17 protein-coding genes and 1 pseudogene are annotated in these 17,800 nt (G+C 41.9%); 12 read left to right on the plus strand and 6 right to left on the minus strand.

The features are described 5' to 3' along the window. Window positions 1–608, plus strand: a 608-nt coding sequence (locus tag G1O98_RS23365) for a DUF2290 domain-containing protein (RefSeq protein ID WP_175586831.1), incomplete at its 5' end; no start/stop codon positions are given. A 153-nt stretch (window positions 609–761) separates the two neighbouring features. Here the strand turns inward: G1O98_RS23365 and G1O98_RS23370 are convergent. The 3 genes from G1O98_RS23370 to G1O98_RS23380 all read right to left on the minus strand — a co-directional run bounded on the left by G1O98_RS23370 (window position 762) and on the right by G1O98_RS23380 (window position 3,831). Then, the gene (locus G1O98_RS23370; RefSeq protein ID WP_243458508.1) at window positions 762–998 is read right to left on the minus strand and encodes a transposase; all 237 of its coding nucleotides are present in this window, start codon (window positions 996–998) and stop codon (window positions 762–764) included. 58 nt (window positions 999–1,056) lie between these two features. Further along, window positions 1,057–2,256 (minus strand): hypothetical protein, encoded by a 1,200-nt coding sequence (locus tag G1O98_RS39040; protein ID WP_175586832.1) that lies wholly within the window; start codon window positions 2,254–2,256, stop codon window positions 1,057–1,059. Between the two features lie 105 nt (window positions 2,257–2,361). Beyond that, complete coding sequence (locus G1O98_RS23380) at window positions 2,362–3,831, minus strand: hypothetical protein (RefSeq protein WP_345940579.1); 1,470 nt, start codon at window positions 3,829–3,831, stop codon at window positions 2,362–2,364. Between the two features lie 116 nt (window positions 3,832–3,947). Between G1O98_RS23380 and G1O98_RS23385 the strand changes: the two are divergent. The 5 genes and pseudogenes from G1O98_RS23385 to G1O98_RS40120 all read left to right on the plus strand — a co-directional run. Beyond that, window positions 3,948–4,082: pseudogene (locus G1O98_RS23385) on the plus strand (pentapeptide repeat-containing protein); the annotation flags it as partial. Between the two features lie 36 nt (window positions 4,083–4,118). Next, window positions 4,119–4,595 (plus strand): hypothetical protein, encoded by a 477-nt coding sequence (locus G1O98_RS23390; protein ID WP_163932476.1) that lies wholly within the window; start codon window positions 4,119–4,121, stop codon window positions 4,593–4,595. 18 nt (window positions 4,596–4,613) lie between these two features. Beyond that, window positions 4,614–5,693 carry a hypothetical protein gene (locus G1O98_RS23395; protein WP_243458511.1) on the plus strand — a complete coding sequence of 360 codons (1,080 nt, stop codon included), beginning with the start codon at window positions 4,614–4,616 and terminating at the stop codon, window positions 5,691–5,693. Then, window positions 5,690–6,691: a MoxR family ATPase gene (locus G1O98_RS23400; protein ID WP_163932482.1), complete on the plus strand. Its 1,002-nt coding sequence runs from the start codon at window positions 5,690–5,692 to the stop codon at window positions 6,689–6,691. The genes G1O98_RS23395 and G1O98_RS23400 overlap by 4 nt, the downstream gene beginning before the upstream one ends. Continuing rightward, window positions 6,661–9,741: an SUMF1/EgtB/PvdO family nonheme iron enzyme gene (locus tag G1O98_RS40120; protein ID WP_345940580.1), complete on the plus strand. Its 3,081-nt coding sequence runs from the start codon at window positions 6,661–6,663 to the stop codon at window positions 9,739–9,741. Before G1O98_RS23400 ends, G1O98_RS40120 begins: the two co-directional genes overlap by 31 nt. Window positions 9,742–10,337: 596 nt before the next feature. On the opposite strand, the gene G1O98_RS39045 is transcribed toward G1O98_RS40120, so the two are convergent. From G1O98_RS39045 to G1O98_RS23420, 3 genes are all read right to left on the minus strand, one after another. Next, window positions 10,338–11,549 carry a hypothetical protein gene (locus G1O98_RS39045; RefSeq protein WP_175586834.1) on the minus strand — a complete coding sequence of 404 codons (1,212 nt, stop codon included), beginning with the start codon at window positions 11,547–11,549 and terminating at the stop codon, window positions 10,338–10,340. Window positions 11,550–11,654: 105 nt separating this feature from the next. Next, a complete protein-coding gene (locus tag G1O98_RS40130) occupies window positions 11,655–13,307 on the minus strand; it encodes a hypothetical protein (RefSeq protein ID WP_163932485.1) in 1,653 nt (550 codons plus the stop codon). A 258-nt stretch (window positions 13,308–13,565) separates the two neighbouring features. Beyond that, the gene (locus tag G1O98_RS23420; RefSeq protein ID WP_094345164.1) at window positions 13,566–13,829 is read right to left on the minus strand and encodes a hypothetical protein; all 264 of its coding nucleotides are present in this window, start codon (window positions 13,827–13,829) and stop codon (window positions 13,566–13,568) included. Window positions 13,830–14,077: 248 nt separating this feature from the next. Between G1O98_RS23420 and G1O98_RS23425 the strand changes: the two genes are divergently transcribed. The 6 genes from G1O98_RS23425 to G1O98_RS23450 all read left to right on the plus strand — a co-directional run bounded on the left by G1O98_RS23425 (window position 14,078) and on the right by G1O98_RS23450 (window position 17,719). Further along, window positions 14,078–14,677, plus strand: coding sequence for a hypothetical protein (locus tag G1O98_RS23425; RefSeq protein WP_163932489.1), 600 nt, complete (start codon window positions 14,078–14,080; stop codon window positions 14,675–14,677). A gap of 78 nt (window positions 14,678–14,755) precedes the next feature. Then, window positions 14,756–15,088, plus strand: coding sequence for a hypothetical protein (locus G1O98_RS23430; RefSeq protein WP_163932492.1), 333 nt, complete (start codon window positions 14,756–14,758; stop codon window positions 15,086–15,088). A 21-nt stretch (window positions 15,089–15,109) separates the two neighbouring features. After that, a complete protein-coding gene (locus G1O98_RS23435) occupies window positions 15,110–15,436 on the plus strand; it encodes a PCRF domain-containing protein (RefSeq protein WP_163932496.1) in 327 nt (108 codons plus the stop codon). Next, on the plus strand, window positions 15,429–15,644 hold the full coding sequence (locus G1O98_RS23440) for a hypothetical protein (RefSeq protein WP_163932499.1): 216 nt from the start codon (window positions 15,429–15,431) through the stop codon (window positions 15,642–15,644). The genes G1O98_RS23435 and G1O98_RS23440 overlap by 8 nt, the downstream gene beginning before the upstream one ends. Before the next feature lie 149 nt (window positions 15,645–15,793). Beyond that, window positions 15,794–16,183, plus strand: a complete 390-nt coding sequence (locus G1O98_RS23445) for a hypothetical protein (protein ID WP_163932502.1) — start codon at window positions 15,794–15,796, stop codon at window positions 16,181–16,183. Between the two features lie 60 nt (window positions 16,184–16,243). Next, window positions 16,244–17,719: a hypothetical protein gene (locus G1O98_RS23450; RefSeq protein ID WP_163932505.1), complete on the plus strand. Its 1,476-nt coding sequence runs from the start codon at window positions 16,244–16,246 to the stop codon at window positions 17,717–17,719. Window positions 17,720–17,800 lie beyond the last annotated feature (81 nt).

Here is a 17,800-nt window from a genome sequence, read left to right on the forward strand (position 1 = left end):
TAATAGAAGTTAGTTTGTGCGATCAACAAAACTTTCCCTCATCTACATCTATTGGTAGAGATAGTTATGAAATTGCATATTCTGGTATGCAGGATCTCTCAATAGCACTGAAAAACATTAATTATAAAGACATATATCATGAACTAGATAGGGGGAAAAACTATAACTTCAAAATGATAGATGGTGCCTTAATACAACTTTTATATACTTATAGAAAATCAGAGCTAATTTCACATAGGCTTGCCTTCTTACCATCACCATTTTTAGAATTTTTCCAGAATGACCCTACAATTTACGAAGCAGATGAAATATATGCAGATATAATAGCAAAAAATATATTACCAGTACCAATAAGATTCGATTATGATCCAGACAATCATAAAGAATTAGATCACCCCAAATGCCATTTAACTTTGGGACAGTTTGAAAATTGTAGAATACCTGTTTGTTCCCCAATCACACCTAATACCTTCATATCTTTTATTATTCGTAGTTTTTATAATACTGCTTTTAGAAAATTTACAGATGACCTTACATTTTCCAGCAGCCTTTTTGATAAAACAATAACTGTTGCAGAGGAGAAAGTATTGCACATAGCTATTTATTAATTTTTTTTAGAGAATGCTTGCTGGTTAACCGACTCATACCAAACGTGACTTTGACAATTATTTTCAATGTGGAAATTGAGCAATCAGACAAGTTGTTCCGTAAATATCACGTTCAGGAAGTAGATGAAAGCACATAGCATTGTACCAATTTAATTAGTGCATGATTTTAGGAAGGTCTTCGGGCTGTTGGAATTCAAGCAGGTAATAAATGTGATTGCTCATTATGCACAGGGCACAGAGCTTAAATCCATACTTTGACTGTGCTTTCTTGATGGCATAAAAGAAGATTTCACGGCATTCTAGCCGTCTCAAACGAAACTCCCGGTTGTTGCAACGGATTGTAATGTGGTAGCAGAATCCAGATTGCAAGTTACGTTTTGGACGAGACATTACAAATACGTAAATGACAACATGAATAGTTTAGTTTATAGGCTGTTGTACAGACTTGCTACCTCTCCCAATCAACCAACACCCCATCTACACACGCAATTCCCCAATGGGGAAACTTCGCCAATAGTTTTTTGATCACAATCTGTAAAGCAGGGTCATCTTGCCAGCATGAGAGCAAGTACTCGAAGCCCGGACTCTGCCCCGAATTCCCCGCCGTTTTGAGTTTCTGCATACGCTCCGGTCGAAGATTCGACCTTGTGACAATAGCCTCATGCGACCACTTTTCAGATTGTGGCACGGGCAAGGCGGAACCTTCGCCTTCATGATCCACTTTCACTTCAACACTAAAGACTTGGTTTTCTCCTGACAACAAAGCTGAATTTCCCTGTTCTACTTGCCCCGGTGTTTGATTAGCGATCGCCAAACTTGAAGAAAATTCATTTTGTGCAACGGGCGCGGCGGAACAAATCTCTTTATGAGGGAATATCGCTTCAACACCAAAGACTTGGTTTTCAGCCAAAAACGGAGCAGGTTGACTCGGTGCAGCTTCCACAAGCGCTAGCGATGTACAGTCCGTTACCGCAGGTAACTCTTCCTCCAACTCTTTCACGCTTTCAACAGTCTGAGGCGAAGCGCCCCCCAAGGGCGCGTGAGCCGTCTTCTCCTCACGCGAATTTTCTGTAAGCGTGTCAGAGAAACTCCTCACAATCTCTTTTGAAGAGTTTGTGAGGAGTTTCTGACCAGTTCGTGAGGATTTCTGAAACCCTTGCTCTGAATGGTCTTTACCTAAAATAGATGCTTCATATAAAGCACCTATTTCTTCAGAGCCAGCATCTTTCTCTGAATCCCCAGCATTTGGTTCTCGTTTTTTAGCATCTAGTTGCTGATTTTCAGCACTGGCTTTCTCCCAGAACTCCTTCATCCGGCTACCGTGCAAATTCTGCACCATCCACTTCACTGTCTCCCGTCCATCCTCTATGGACTTGTCGGGTTTGAAAATGAATAGCTCACTGTCAGATAGAATTTTCTTCGCAGAGATAAAAGTACTGTAACCCATCCCAGTAGAAAGGGGCATCCACCGAGAACCATAAGGGTCAGCCGTCCAGCACTCCTGCCACAGTTGCGTAATAGAGGGTCTTTGCTGTGAAGCCCACAACATATCTTCTATGGGAATAATCACATGAAGCCTTTTATATGGTGAATGTGGTTTATTAGCAGCAGACTTTTTGAGCTTGGGACGAGTAATAGTTGCAGTCATCTTTCAATCTCCTATTTATATAGACGCACGGAAATATCCCCCACTGTGATGCGGGGCTTGGTACTTCTATTTGGTTGTCTAAAAAGTTACCAATTCACTGGAAGCCTATTGAGGTTGCCAGAATCGCAATTCGTCTCGGAAATACCTGTCAGTCTTTTTCGATTGCTCCTTCCAACAATCCCAGGCAACCACCACTTCCTCGCCTAAATCCTCTACGACTTCACCTCTCTCGACATATAAAGTACGGTATGGATCAGCATGGGCAACAATAGAACCAAGCCCGATAGTGTCCGATTGAGAGGATACGCTCTGGAGTGCGGTAATTAAATTTGTTTCTTCACTGGTCAATTCCGCCCAATAGTCTTGTTTAATAACCTCATACTCTTGGGCAACATTCAAAAACTCCTGCCAAGTACACCCAGGTTTTGACAGCACCCGCCGAATATCACTAACAGCCTGGGGTAGCATTTCCAGTTGCTCGGCTCGATATGCGATCGCAATTGGTGTAGGTTCGCTTCCCAGAATTAGCGCTGCTGCCTCCAATGCCTGAGTGTTGTTCATAGCACTGGCAAGGTTTTTCAACGCCATACCCATAAGTCGTAAGCATTCTTGGGCATTCTCTTTTGGGGGTTCCACAGCTAGCGATCGCAGGTCAATTGTTTTCTCTAACGCCTGTTTTACCTGCTTGTTCAAAACCTTGGTCGCTTGCTGGGTCATGGTATTCCCCCACTGTTGCGAAGGGCGCTGTTCTACGGCGTGTTCTAATTCCTGAATACGTTGCTGGAGTTGTTGATTTTCAATCTCCAGTTTTCGTAACCCCTCCATCTCATCCAAACGCTGCTGTAACTGGATATTTTCTTCTTTCTGTTGTTTGAACAATTGTTGCAAGGATTGGATTTGTTCTTGTACTTGGGCTTCGGCTCTGGCTGTGGCCTCTGACTGTAGCCCAATTCTCAATTCCTGGGAAAGTCGCTCTAACTCCTGTTTATGGCGTTCTTCAATAGCAGCAATCGCTTCCGTATATTCTTTTGGGTAAACTCTTTCACTCGATTCGGACACAATTGCGTCATTTAAACCAGCCAAATCACTATTGTTTACCAGTAACCTCTCACCATCGCTGAAGGTGACAATCTGCTGATAGTTATTCGGAGCCGAAGCCTCAATCACTCCTGATTCATCATAATGAGGGTGTGACTGTTGTGAAACAGTGACCGAATTACACAATTGCGTTTTGACTTTTTCTTGTTTTGTGCTACTGGTTCTAGTGGGTGACGTATTTTTTGGAACGACCTTCTGTACTGCTTTGGCGAAGTCTGCGGCGGTGGGGAAGGGTTTTTCTTGGGACGCGATCGCAACAGCTTGCTCTAACTTGTCAGGAGTTTTGACCAACCGGAGTAAGGAGCGAGTTTGAGAGGGTTTAGTGATTTTTACCCTCAGTTCCTCTGGCAGGGTATCAACTACTTTCTTCGCAGACAGCAAATCTCTGACGCGGCGATATCCACCGTGCTTGGTTAACTTGTTCTGGTAAAAACAGTCAGTATTAACTGAGAACAAGAAAATAAAAGTGACAAGCACTTCTCCACTATTTCTCCTTAACCCACAAAGTTCAACAAAAATCTTGTGTTACAGTCCGTAAAAGCCCATACTGAAGCTGTATGTGACATAAACCCTCGCTTTTATTAAACCTAGCCATGCCTCAAGACAACTCCTGTCAAAATCTCACAGGTCGTTCTTTCAAAGTTCAATACCTTGCAGGGGCAAACTTTAGCTATGCAGATATACGGGGAACAGATTTTAGTAGAGCGAATCTGACAGGCGCAAACTTTAGCTTTTATTCAAACACCTAAGTAGAGGTAAGTACTATGACTAACAACAGTAGTGGATTTTCAGTTGGTGGTTCTATAGGAGGTAACGTCAATAATGTTCAAGGTGACAACAACCGAGCCGTTCAAGGAGACAATAATCAGGCTGTCCTTGGTGATGGTAATCAAGTAATGCAACAAAATCAGGTGGGAGCAGATACGGGAACACCATTAACTAAAGAAGATGTTGTCAAGTTACTCGCAGACTTGGAAACTTTAATTCAAGGTGCAAAATTACCAGTAGATACCAAAGATGAAGTAATTGAAGACTTGAGTGCAGCGAAAAAAGCCACAGACAAAGAAGAACCAAATAAGCAACGTGCATTAGAACGTTTAGGAACTGTAGCAGAAACACTTGAAAAAACTAGTAAAGGTGTGGAAGCTGGTAAGAAAATTTGGACAACAGCCAAGCCAATTCTTGTGAAAGTTGCAACCTGGCTGGGAGCGTTGGCTGGTTCTCATTTGTTGGGGTTATAAAACTAATTTGTGAGCCAGATGCCTGATATTTCTCTAAATAAAAATACACTCCAGGGTAATGAAAATAGCGCCGTCCAAGGGAATGAAAATCAGGCTATTCTGGGTAATAGTAACACTGTATTTTATGGGAATAACAACCAAATACAGTTTGTTGTTGCCGCCAATGAGAAGTCACAAAAACAGCAATCTGAGCGTCAAATTCCCTCTCTATTACCCTATTTAGTTAATCGTAGTCGGCAGGAATATGAACTAGAAAAGGGTATTAAAAAGCTAATAGAAAAATCTCAACCCTCTCCTCTAATTTGTATTATTCATGGTGATGAGTTTCAAAGCCATGACAAATTTTTAGAACGGTTACATAGAATCTCATTACCTAAGTGTTTAGGACAAGACTCAATTAAACAATATCATCTCCCATCTCCTCCTAAATTGAAGGATGCTCAGGAATTCTCAGATTATTTACGCACCACATTAGCGAATATCGTTATCCAACGTAGTTCTGCTTCTCTAGAAGAAATTAATGCTTATTTTAATGAATGTTGTATTCCGATTCTGATTCATACTCATTTATTGACTGAACAATTGCAAAAGCAAGAATTTGCAACTTTAGATAATCTCTTGAATTTTTGGCACACATGGCCTGTTCATATCAATGAAAATTTAATCATTTGTATTTTTATTAAATACCAAATTAGGCGTAAGAAGCAAAACAAAAGTTCTGATATAATGCGTTTATTTTTGAGGTTGATAAATTATTTTTTAAAGCAATATCGTTACCAGAGAGTCAACCAAAGAATTCATCAGTATATAGAAAGGCTTTCACTATCTAATTTTGATAAATTTAATCGTTTGTCAGGTCTTGTTTTGCCAGAGCTAACGGGAGTGAGTCGAGGGGAAGTTGAGGATTGGGTGCGGATGGAATATACTCAAAACGTGATTGGAGCAGCAATGGCTGATAAGTTGATCAAAGAAATTAGAGAGTTATTTGACAAATGGGAAGAACAAAACTCATCCAATACAATACCGATGGATGATTTAGCTGATAACTTAATCACACTGCTGAAATCTAATCTATCAGGTGAGGGAGAAATTACATGAAGTTTCCGTTTTATTTAGGTATTGGAAACCGTGAAAAATCTGAGTTACCAATAACTCTACCAGTGTCTCCACGTTCTCAATTACTCCAGCCAGAAAATTATATTGCAGATGCAGGTTTGAAAGATGCGTGCAATGTCGCACTGTTGCTGGGACAACCTCTACTGGTGACTGGTGAACCAGGGACAGGGAAAACTCAACTAGCTTACAGTCTAGCGTGGGAACTTGGACTTGAACTGCCGTTGAAATTTGAAACTAAGTCCACTAGTATTGCCCGTGAACTATTCTATACTTATGATGCCTTAAAACGTTTCCAAGATGTGCAGAGTAGAGTTACTGCAACTAACTTTTTAAATTATATTACTTTCCAAGCTTTAGGATTGGCAATTTTACGCAGCAGAAATCCAGATGAAGTCAAGCATTTATTACCATCAGAAATCCTACATTCTGAGAAAGCGCGTTCTGTAGTTTTAATTGATGAAATTGATAAAGCACCGAGAGATTTTTCTAATGATTTACTCAATGAATTAGAATTAATGTATTTTCGAATTCCCGAATTAGCAAATGAAAAAATTGTGGGAGATATCAACTTACAACCGATTGTAATTATTACTAGCAATTCGGAAAAAGATTTACCAGATGCTTTCTTAAGACGTTGTATTTATTACAATATTCCCTTTCCCGACTCTGAGCGACTGGGGGAAATTATCGCTAATCGTTTAGGGATAAATGCGGGTAGTAGCCCTTTGTTACGAGCCGCCCTGAATTTATTTTACAGGTTACGTTCTCCTCAAATTGGGTTGAGAAAAAAACCTGCAACTTATGAATTATTAGGCTGGCTGATGATTTTGCAAAAATTTACTCGTGAATCAGAAAATCCTTTAATTCAAAGGGATATAGTTTTTGGTACTCTGAGTAGCTTAATCAAAACTGCTGAAGATCAAGAAAAAGCTGAAAAAGTTGTAGAACAGTGGATACAGGAACAGAAAAAAACAATCTAAACTGGCTAAATCCTCATGTCTTGACTGAGTTTATTGATGAGCTCAGAGAAGCAGGTTACAAAATTGGTATACCTCAATATATTGCAGCCCAGGATTTAATCTTAATACTGATTGCTCAGGGTGAAACCCTAGATAATCCAGAGCAACTGAGAAATTTATTAGGACCGATTTTTTGTAGTTCACCAATTGAGCAGGAAGAATTTCAACAACGTTTTGAGCGTTGGACAAAATTATTTAATAAAGCCCATACTTTAACAGAAAAAGTAGATGTAGAAGCTGAAGCATTGTCAGATGAACTAGAAACAGAACGTGCGCTCTCGCAGTATCTAATGCTTCTGATTCCCATAACTATTTTTACTTCTATTATTCTGTTTTCACATGCTACCGAGAAGAGGTCTTTCATAAAACTACGTCCAACAACGCCAATAGCAGCAATTCCCACGCCAACAGCAGCAATTCCCACGCCAACAGCAGCAATTCCCACGCCAACAGCAGCAATTCCCACGCCAACAGGTACATTACCAACAGAACCAATTCCCACGCCAACAGGTACACTACCAACAGTACCACCAAGACGATTCAAAACAGAACCGAGTCAAACCCCTCGCCCCAAACCGTCATTTAATTGGCGAATACAGCTATTTTTATTGATTGTCGGTGTTTTTATATTTTTAGTCTGGCGATTGTGGTGGTTGTGGCGTGCTAACCTATTTTTGCAACGCCATAGTACAACAAAAAAGCCAGAGCTACAAAAGATCTTTATTACTGGGTTTGAGGAAAACTTATTTCCCAAGCTTGTATTGTTAAAAATTGCTCGGAGCTTAAGGAATCGCATCCGTGTTCCATCTAAAGAAATTGATGTGAATAAAACTCTTGATGCAACTCTGAGGCTGGGAGGATGGCTGACTCCAGTTTATCGGAATTATCAAGTTATTCCAGAATATCTCTTTCTTGTTAATCGCACTAGCTACCGAGACCATCAAGCGAAATTTATTGAAGAGATAATTGAGGGTCTCAAACAGGAAGGAGTATTTATTACCATCTATTTTTTTGATGATGATCCACGAATATGTTTTGCTGAGGATGGCAAAAATCATCCATTAAGACTTAGAGAAATTATATCAAAATATAGTGAATATTCTCTGGTGATGATATCAGATACAGAGATTTTTTTTAGCTCTATTAGTGGAGAATTAGAACCTTGGGTAAATCAGTTAACAAATTGGCAAAATCGGGCAGTTTTAACGCCTATAGCAGTCGAAAATTGGGGATACCAGGAATTAGAACTTGCACAGGAATTTATTCTTTTACCTGCAACACTGAAAGGTTTAGATGCGTTGAGTCAAAGATTGTGCCAGGGATGGGCGACTTATGTTGTGGAGGAAAAAACGCGAATACCCCTACCAGATGGGTTGCGTACACGACCTTATTTGTGGATAGAACGTAATCCACCAGCAACAGAGCAGATTAATGCTATGTTGGACTCTTTAGAAAAATATCTAGGTAAGGATGGCTTTTATTGGCTGAGTGCTTGTGCTGTATTTCCAGAGTTGCACTGGAATATCACTATTTATTTAGGTAATGTGCTGAAAATAGAATCGGGTGCATCGTTAATAGAGGTGTGTTCATTGACTGATTTAGCTCGTTTACCGTGGCTGCGTTATGGTTATATGCCGGACTGGCTGCGTGTTTATCTGATTACAACACTTAGCTCAGAGCAAGAGCAGATAATTCGGACTGCACTACAAGGTTTGTTAATTACAGCTATTCAAGGTTCTGTGAGCAAATTGCAACTAGAAGTAGCAAGAGAATATCGTCGTGTTCTGCTAAATTTAGCTAATCCCATACTTGATTTATTATCTAAAAAAGCGGCTATTAATAATCAATTAGGGGATTATATTTTTCTAGGCTTTATGAAAGGAAAATCTGTACTAGCGATGAAAGTCTCAGATGAATTTAGCCGCTCACTACAAAAGCAGAAAAAATATGCTTGGTGGAGAAAAGTATTAAGAAAGCTGGGAATAGTGGTTAAACCAGCAATTCAAGAGCCAAGTTTTGCTAAGTCGGGAAACTCTAGTTCCAGGTTAATCAGCCGCAGGAAATTTTTGCAGTGGTTTGGTTTGGTAGGAGGAGGTTTCGCGATATCAGTATTAGCTGATAAGATTACCAAAAATACCAATAGTAATACTCATATTTCTATCTTACCTAATTCTGTTCCTACTCCTTTAAAAAGTTTTGAGTTTGAAATAGTCAGAGTAAACACACAAGGGAGCATCACTGATAGAGCCAAGCGTGATGGAAAATTTTTTACTGAATATGTGGGTAATGGTGTAACGCTGGAAATGGTCGCGATCAAGAGTGGTTCTTTCATCATGGGTTCATCAGCAGGGAATAGCGGACAAAACCAATCTAAAATTCCCCAGCATTCGGTAACACTTGCTGGATTCTTTATGGGGAAATATGAAGTTACCCAGGCACAGTATCAAACTGTTATGGGGAGTAATCCGGCAAATTTCAAAGGTGAAACCAGACCTGTAGAACAAGTGAGTTTGAATGACGCTGTAGAATTTTGTCAAAAGTTAAGTCAAATGACGGGGCATAACTATCGTTTGCCAAGTGAGGCAGAATGGGAATATGCTTGCCGTGCTGGAACTACTACGCCGTTTTATTTTGGTGAAACAATTACGGCAGATTTAGTTAACTATGATGCTGCTTATACCTACGCCTTTGAACCTAAAAGTCAATATCGTCAGCAAACAACTCCAGTAGGCAGTTTTCCACCCAATGCCTTTGGTTTATACGATATGCATGGCAATGTCTGGGAATGGTGTCAAGATACTTGGCATGACAGTTACCAAGGCGCACTTGATAATGGAAGTGCTTGGTTTGATCATGGTAATCCGTATCGGCTGCTGCGCGGTGGTTCTTGGTACAGCAGTCCTGATTACTGCCGTTCTGCTTATCGCGACTTCAGCAACCGCGACTTCCGCAGCGACTATTTCGGTTTTCGCGTTGTGTGTGATGGTGTTTCGGCGAGCGCTCTTTTGTGACAGAGTCGGCGTATGGGAATACATCGAGCGTGCTTTAAAGAGTCCAGCCTACACCTGTGATGTCGGTGACGATATCCAAATATAAAACTGGGTTGGTTAGGAGGGCAGCAGTGGATATGTGGGGTAGGGCGGCCGCATAATGTCAATAAGTAAAGTCTATTCTCAATAGAGCTAAAATAATGTCATTAACCCTTGCTTATTGCGAAGAAATTAGGCGATTGCTTTGGGGCTTTAAAAATAATCAAACGCGAAATCCTGATTTTTTCGTTGTTTCTTGAGCTTCGTTGTGATCAAGAGTAATTTAGATGCGTTTGCCCTAATATATGGGGTTATGATGAGCGTAATCAACTGGTTGCAGACATATTTTACGACCACGGGCAGGAATTTATCAAGTTCCGAAATGGTAAGGAAATTCTAGTTGACACTGCTTATAAATGGGGATGGGAGCGAGTCGCAGATTATGCGTCCCCATTTTCAGAAAGTAATTCGTCGCTTGGCATTATCAATGCAAGGGAATCTTGATCTACTGCATTAGTAGATAAGCACCATCAAGCAGCAATCGCTTTAGCTGCACGTTATTCTAAGCCAGTGTGATTTTACCTCTCCCAATCAACCAACACCCCATCAACAATCGCAATCCCCCATTGCGGAAACTTCACCAGCAACTTCTTGATCACAATCTGCAAAGCTGGATCATCACTCCAACACGAGAGCAAAAAGTCAAACCCCGGATTCTGCCCCGAATTTTCCGCAAGTTTGAGTTTCTGCATACGCTCTGGTCGCGCTTTTGCCCTTGCAACAATCGCCTCATGCGACCATTTTTCAGGATTTGGCACGGACGAGGCGGAACTTTCACCCTCATGATCTGCTTTGATTTCTACACCCGAAACCGAGTTTTCAACCAACAACGAAGTGGGAGGGAGCAATGAAGTGGGATTACTTTGTTCTACCTGCCCCTGAGTTTGATTAGCGATCGCCGAACTTGAAGGAAATTCATTTTGTGCAACGGGCGCGGCGGAACAAATACCTTCATGAGGGAATATCGCTTCAACACTAGAGACTTGATTTTCAGCCAATAACGGAGCAGGTTGACTCGGTGCAGCATCCACAAGCGCTAGCGTCGTGCAGTCATTCGCCATAGGCGAGTCTTCAAGTTCTGACACGCCTTGAACAGTCTGAGGCGACGCGCCCCTCAAGGGCGCGTGAGCCGTCTTCTCCTCACGCGAATTTCCTGTAAGCGTGTCAGAGACACTCCTCACAATCTCTTTTGAAGAGTTTGTGAGGAGTTTCTGACCTGTTCGTGAGGGTTCCTGGAATGCTTGTTCTGACTGATTTTCTCCTAAGATAGACGCTTTGTACGAAGCACCCATTTCTTCAGAACCAGCATCTTTGCCTGAAATCTCAGCATTTGATTCTTGTTTTGTAGAATCTGGTTCCTGATTTTCAGCATTGGGTTTCTCCCAAAACTCCTTCATTCTGCTGCCGTGCAAATTCCTTACCATCCAGCTAGCCGTTTCTCGGCCATCCTGTATCGACTTGTCGGGTTTGAAGATGAATAGCCCACTGTCGGAGAGAATTTTCTTCGCAGAGATAAAAGTACTGTATCCTAAAGCTGAGGTCAAAGGCATCCACCGAGAACCATAGGGGTCAGCCGTCCAGCACTCCTGCCACAGTTGCGTAACTGAGGGTCTTTGCTGGGAAGCCCAGAGCAAATCTTCGATGGGAATAATCACATGAAGCCGTTTGTATGGTGACTGTGGTTTAGTAGCAGACTTTTTGAGCTTGGGTTTAGTAATAGTTGCAGTCATCTTCCAATCTCCTATTTATATTGACGCACGGAATTTTCCCTACAGCGATTGCAGGGCTTGGTACTTGTATTTGGTTGTCTAAAAAGTCACCGATACACTGAAACCCTATTGAGGTTGCCAGATTCGTAACTCGTCTCGGAAATACCTGTCAGTCTTTTTCGATTGCTCTTTCCAGTGATCCCAAGCCACTACTACTTCCTCGCCCAAATCCTCTACAACTTCACCCCTCTTGACATACAAAGTACGGTAGGGGTCGGCATGGGCAACAATAGAGCCGATGCCAATGGTGTCTGGTTGAGAGGATGCGTTTTGGAGTGTGGTAATTAAATCTGTTTCCTGGGTGGTAAGTACTGCCCAATAGTCCTGTTTAATAACTTCGTACTCTTGGGCAACATTCAAAAACTCATGCCAAGTACATCCAGGTTTAGCTAACACTGCCTTAATCTCACTAACCGCCTGGGGTAGCATTTCCAATTGCTCGGCTCGATATGCGATCGCTGATGGTGTAGGTTCGCTTCCCAGAATTAGCGCTGCTGCCTCCAATGCTTGGGTGTTGTTCATAGCACTGGCTAAGTTTTTCAAAGCCATGCCCATCAACCGTAGACATTCCTGTGCATTCTCCTTGGGTGGTTCCTGCGCTAGCGATCGCAAATTAATAGTTTTCTCCAAGGCTTGCTTTACCTGCTTGTTTAACGCTTTGGTCGCTTGCTGGGTCATGGTATTTCCCCACTGTTGAACCGGATGCTGTTGTACGGCGTGTTCTAGCTCCTGAATGCGCTGCTGGAGTTGTTGATTTTCAACCTCCAGTCTTTGTAACCCCTCCATCTCCGAGAGCCGTTGCTGTAACTGGATATTTTCTTCTTTCTGTTGTTTAAAGAGTTGTTGCAGAGATTGTATTTGTTCTTGTACCTGGGCTTCGGCTTTAGCCCCTGCTTCTGCTTGTAGTCCAATCCTCAATTCCTGCTCTAGACGCTCTAACTCCTGCTGGTGTTGCTCTTTGATTTGGGCGATCGCTTCCGTGTATTCTTTTGGGTATGTGCGCTCTGCTGAGAATGACACAATTGCGTCATTTAAACCAGTCAAATCAGCATTGTTGATCAACAACCTTTCACCATCGCTAAAGGTGACAATCTGCTGATAGTTATTTGGTGCGTCTGCTTCAATCACTCCTGATTCACCATAACGAGGGTGTGAAAGGGAAGAAACAGTGACAGAATGACACAATTGCGTTTTGACTTTTTCTTGTTTTGTGCTATTGGTTCTAGTGGGTGACGTATTGTTTGGAACGACCTTCTGAACTGCTCTAGCGAAGTCTGCGGCGGTGGGGAAGGGTTTTTCTTTGGCTGCGATCGCAACAGCTTGCTCTAACTTGTCGGGAGTTTTGACCAATCGGAGCAAGGAGCGAGTTTGAGAAGGCTTAGTAATCTTGTCTTTGAGTGACTCTGGCAGAGTATCAACTACTTTCTTCGCAGACAGCAAATCTCTGACTCGGCGATATCCCCCGTGTTTGGTCAATTCACTTTCGCAATAAGCTTCAAAGCTCTTGTGTCCACCATCTTGGTAATAGCCTTTATCTCGCATCAGTCGAAGTTCATCGGATGCTTGCCACTCAAAACGGTCGATGGCGGTGAAGGTTTCCTGGATGCTGGTGTTGACAACACCATAATCTAAAAGCGATGTTGTTCCGGGGTTGTAGTCAATAACGGTATTATCCTCTGTGCATGGTGCAAGAAGATTTGATATTGTTTGATTAACCATAAACCTGAGCGTTTGTGGAACTACCCTCAGCGCCTGCCTCGAAAACAATCGCTGGGGGTTTGAATTTGTCAGCATAATTGCTTTGAGTCTAGCACTAGGCTAGCCACAAAAGCAACTGGGCTAGACAGATATCACCACCCTTTAAAAGCTTCGCCCCCTATTGTTCTATAGGAGGCGAGTTTGTTGCTAGATTTATGAGATTTTTGGCGCTGGCTAGCATGTGTTCTAGCTGACTCTTGAGTTGTTGATTTTCTGCGGCTAGCCCGCCCTTAATTTTCCCAGTTCTGCTTTAATCTCCGCTATCTCTTGTTGTTGTCTTTCTATAACTTGCCTGATATCAACTACATTAGTTTCACTCTCTTCTCTACCGAGTCTACCTCTAATGTAGCTTTCTATATCTTCAGTCATACTTGTTCCTTCTTTTTCTAGCAACTCCTTATACTCAACGTACAAGCTCTCATCAAGCCTTACATTCATCTGAGCGCCACGCTTCCTAGTAGAAAGCTTTCTTTCGTCTGCCATCTTTTCTTCTTTGAATTTAAACAACTATTTACACTATAAAGCACGGTCTAGCCAGTGGCTATAACTTCTACTAATGTCTAAAGCCTATGTAGATCAGTTAATTGGCTAGATTGTGTCTTGACAGTGGCTAGCCAAAATAGTATATTAGATTCATGAGATACAAACAAAAGACGATCACCCTGTCTGGAAAACTAGCGATCGCCTTTTGTGAAAAACCTAACCCCATATAGAGGCAGGAGATCCTCATTATGACGCAATCTGTTTACACACAACAAGCACCCTCAAGCTTCAAACTCAATCAAACAATAATTGCAAATACTCCCTTCAAAGACAAGCAAGCCGCAGCCCAAGCAGAACTCGACAACTACATCGAAACCCAATCCGAAGCTGTAGCGCCAACCAAAGACCCCCTAACATCTCGTGACCGCCGCATCATTGGCGAGATTATTCAAGTCGAACCGGAATCTGTTCGTACAATCTGGCTAGAAGGCGGAATCACCGTATGGGTGCGGTTCATAAACGGTAGCTTCTTGCCCTTTGACCGGGACTGGTTTGCAAAAAGAGTTGCAGAGGTTAAAGCGACACTTCTAGAAACTCCATTGGAGCGCAATGAACGCCTCAGCGATGAATTAGAAGAAGCTTGTGTCAAGTTCAACCTGTGGCATCCCCAGATTGATTGGTTATCCTTCAGTACTAAACTTTACCGAAATAATCAGCTAGTAGGCTACATCGGTTGCAATTACCAAGGCTGGTATTCCAGACCCCGCACATACGGCATGAACAGATTCGCATCGAGTGCTTCAGAAGCGATTACGTTTTTGGGAGTCCGACCAGCTGTAGCAGCGTAACCACTGACATTAAAAGGGCGATTGCACATCAAGACAATTGTAATCGCCTTTACAGCGTAATAGGTAACAAAAATCACAATGGCACACACCACAGAAACTACGCCCTCTCTTCAAGTAGCCGAGTTGGATGATTCACCAGAGAAAATTTTTCTACCCCCAACAGACCCGAATGCAGAGATTATCGAAATCCCTGGTTACACGCTCGTTTACGTCAATGGAGCCTGCCCCAGGAATTATCGAGTGTACCAAGGCGATTCGATGATTGGGGTGATATTTCAGCATATTACGCACTGGTCTAACGCTATGGATCAGATTCGGTACGCTCAAGCAGAAGAAGCAGCAGTTGGGTTGGATGAATTCATGAAAGTAGCAAAGAAATCCAGAGTTACAGATAAAGCCATAGCAGCATAGTCAACTTCACCAATTACAACCATGCAACCAACAATAACAATTCCACACGGTTGGAAATACCCTCGCTTCACCTTGAGACAACGTGCAGAACAAGGACTGATCATCGGCATCAAGTATTACCCAAGCGATAGTCTTTTAGCACACGAATATGGTGAAGGCTGGCGGTACATCGTCATGCCTGATGTCAATTCTATTGAAGAGGAAAATCGCTTAGAGAACGAAATCGAACTACTGACACCACAGGAATTGAGAGCAGAGATTCAGGCTGAAATAGAAAAATGTCTACGCCAACTTGAACTGCTTAAGTACGAATTAAAAGCAATTCCTGGAGGCATAGCTGATGGCTAAATCTCCCAAAAACTGCTCTGAACTCACGGCTGCTAGCCTGCTGCTTTTCTTGCGCCGCTATGGTGGTTCCGCTCCTTTGCACAGCATTAATTTCTCACGAACAGTAATCCAATCATTACTCGATAGAGAACTAGTACGAGTGCAGAATACCAAACACGGTTTTTTACTGACAATTACACAAGATTCCGACAAATTGCCGACTAACTAAGCCCATTAACTCATTCAAACAAACACAGCCATCACTTTGCACACATAGAAACTATCAAAATCAAGAACAGAGGTAATTGATAACAAACAAAGGCGATTCAGCTTTGAGTCGCCACTAGCCTAAATATTCATAACTATGGAGATTAACAAATGAAGAAAAAATGGACTCCCCAAGAGTTAGAAATTCTTGAAGAAATGTCTGAAGCTTACACACCTAAACAGATAGCATTCAGACTCAGAAGGCGAGGCTATCATCGCACAACTTTAGCTGTTCATAAAAAGCTCTATGCGTTGGGTTATTCTGCACGTCCCACTCTCGACAATTATAGTTGTAACCAAATTGCTCAAGCTCTTTCATTGAACCCCTGTACTGTAGCTAAATGGGTAAAACGAGGCTGGCTGAAAGCTATTCGGCGTTCTGCGACTAATTACCTCGTTAAGAGTCGGGATTTAAAACGGTTTTTCAAGAATCCTCCACAATCAATTAAAAACCGCATTTCAAGGATAGATCCGCAGATTATTAGGTATTTAGTGGGGTAGCCACTTTTGCCATTGAAGCTGAAGGTTTTCAAAGATAAGACAACTAATGAGGCGAAATAAATGCCCACTCTCACGTATATTAAAGGATTGCCAACTCCAGCAGGAGAATTAAATAGTTTAGGACTCACAGAGTTTGAGATGTTTTTGACTGCTTACAGTTCGGTATTCCATAAAGCAGCGTGTGAGACAGCTAATCACCTTTTAACAGTAAATAGGTTCAATGACTCTAGTTGGAATACTCATTTACAGAAGACTTATGGCATATCAAAGCGACACGCCAATGGTGTAATCAGTCTTGCTCAAGGTGCGGTTAATGCCTCTAAAGAACACCGTAAGCTCCACATCAGAACACTGGAGGGAAAACTAAAATCGCTCAACTCTTGGATTACCAAGTCAGAGAAAAAATTATCTGATTCTGTTAAGTTTTATGCTAAAAAGAACTGGCATAAGTCTAAAACAGGATGTCACTTTCCATTATCCTGTTCTCTTAAATTTCGTAACACCAATTGGAATAACTTACGCTTTCAAATTCACTATAAAAAACGTCGAGCCTACAAATTAACTCAAAAAATCGAACACTTAAAAACTTCTCCAATTCAAACAGTTATTCCTAAAAATCAAGTATTTATAGTTGGTTCCAAGGATGAAAGCTTTGGTAATCAAATTTGTCAATGGGATGGTCATACTCTAAAATTCCGTGTCCCAGCTTGTCTAGAATCACGGTTTGGTAAACAAGTCATAACTAAGTTAGGCAACTTTGACCGTAATATCAACAGGTTGCCCAAGGATGGAGCTAAAACATGGCATTTCTTTCGCAAGCACAACAAATGGAATGCAGCAGTAAAATTTACACCAGTAGCAATCCAGCCTGTTTCTAGGCATTCTGCTTATGGCTGCATTGGGATTGATCTCAATCCTGGCTCCATCGGCTGGGCATATATTGATAAAGATGGCAATTTAAAATCTCATGGTCAAATCCCGCTACAGATAGGACTACCATCAGGCAAACAAGACGCTCAGATTGTTAATGCTTGCTTACAACTGACGAGATTCGCTCACGCTTTCTGTTGTCCAATTGTTTGTGAAAAATTAGACTTTTCTACCAAGAAAGAGCAACTGGGAGAACATGGGAGAAAGTATGCTCGGATGCTTTCTGCTTGGGCATATAGCCGTTTTTACCAATTACTAGACAGTATTTCCAGCAATCGTGGCATTTACTTAATGAAAGTCAATCCAGCCTATACCAGTCTCATTGGTATGGTGAAGTATGCCCGACAATATGGGCTACCTTCTGACTGTGCTGCGGCTCTAGCTATTGCACGGCGTGGTATGCGATTGACTGAAAATATTCCCGGCTCCATAACCGCCTATCTCTCCGTGAAGGATGGAAAGCACGTATGGAGCCTCTGGAACCAACTAAATAAATTAATTCGGAAATCTAGCATCAAGCGTCACAACTTCTATGCTATCTCTAACTGGGGGTCTTTGGTCAAGCGGTTGTCGGAGCAATCTGACAAGAGCAAGCTACGGCACTAAAGATGATTTCTTAAGAAGATAAACCGCTAACTTCTCTCTACATAGATTTGAGCTTTACTGCCCTGATATATGTAAATTTTT

Origin of the sequence: Nostoc sp. UIC 10630 (assembly GCF_010747425.1) — a bacterium.
Lineage (GTDB): Bacteria > Cyanobacteriota > Cyanobacteriia > Cyanobacteriales > Nostocaceae > Nostoc.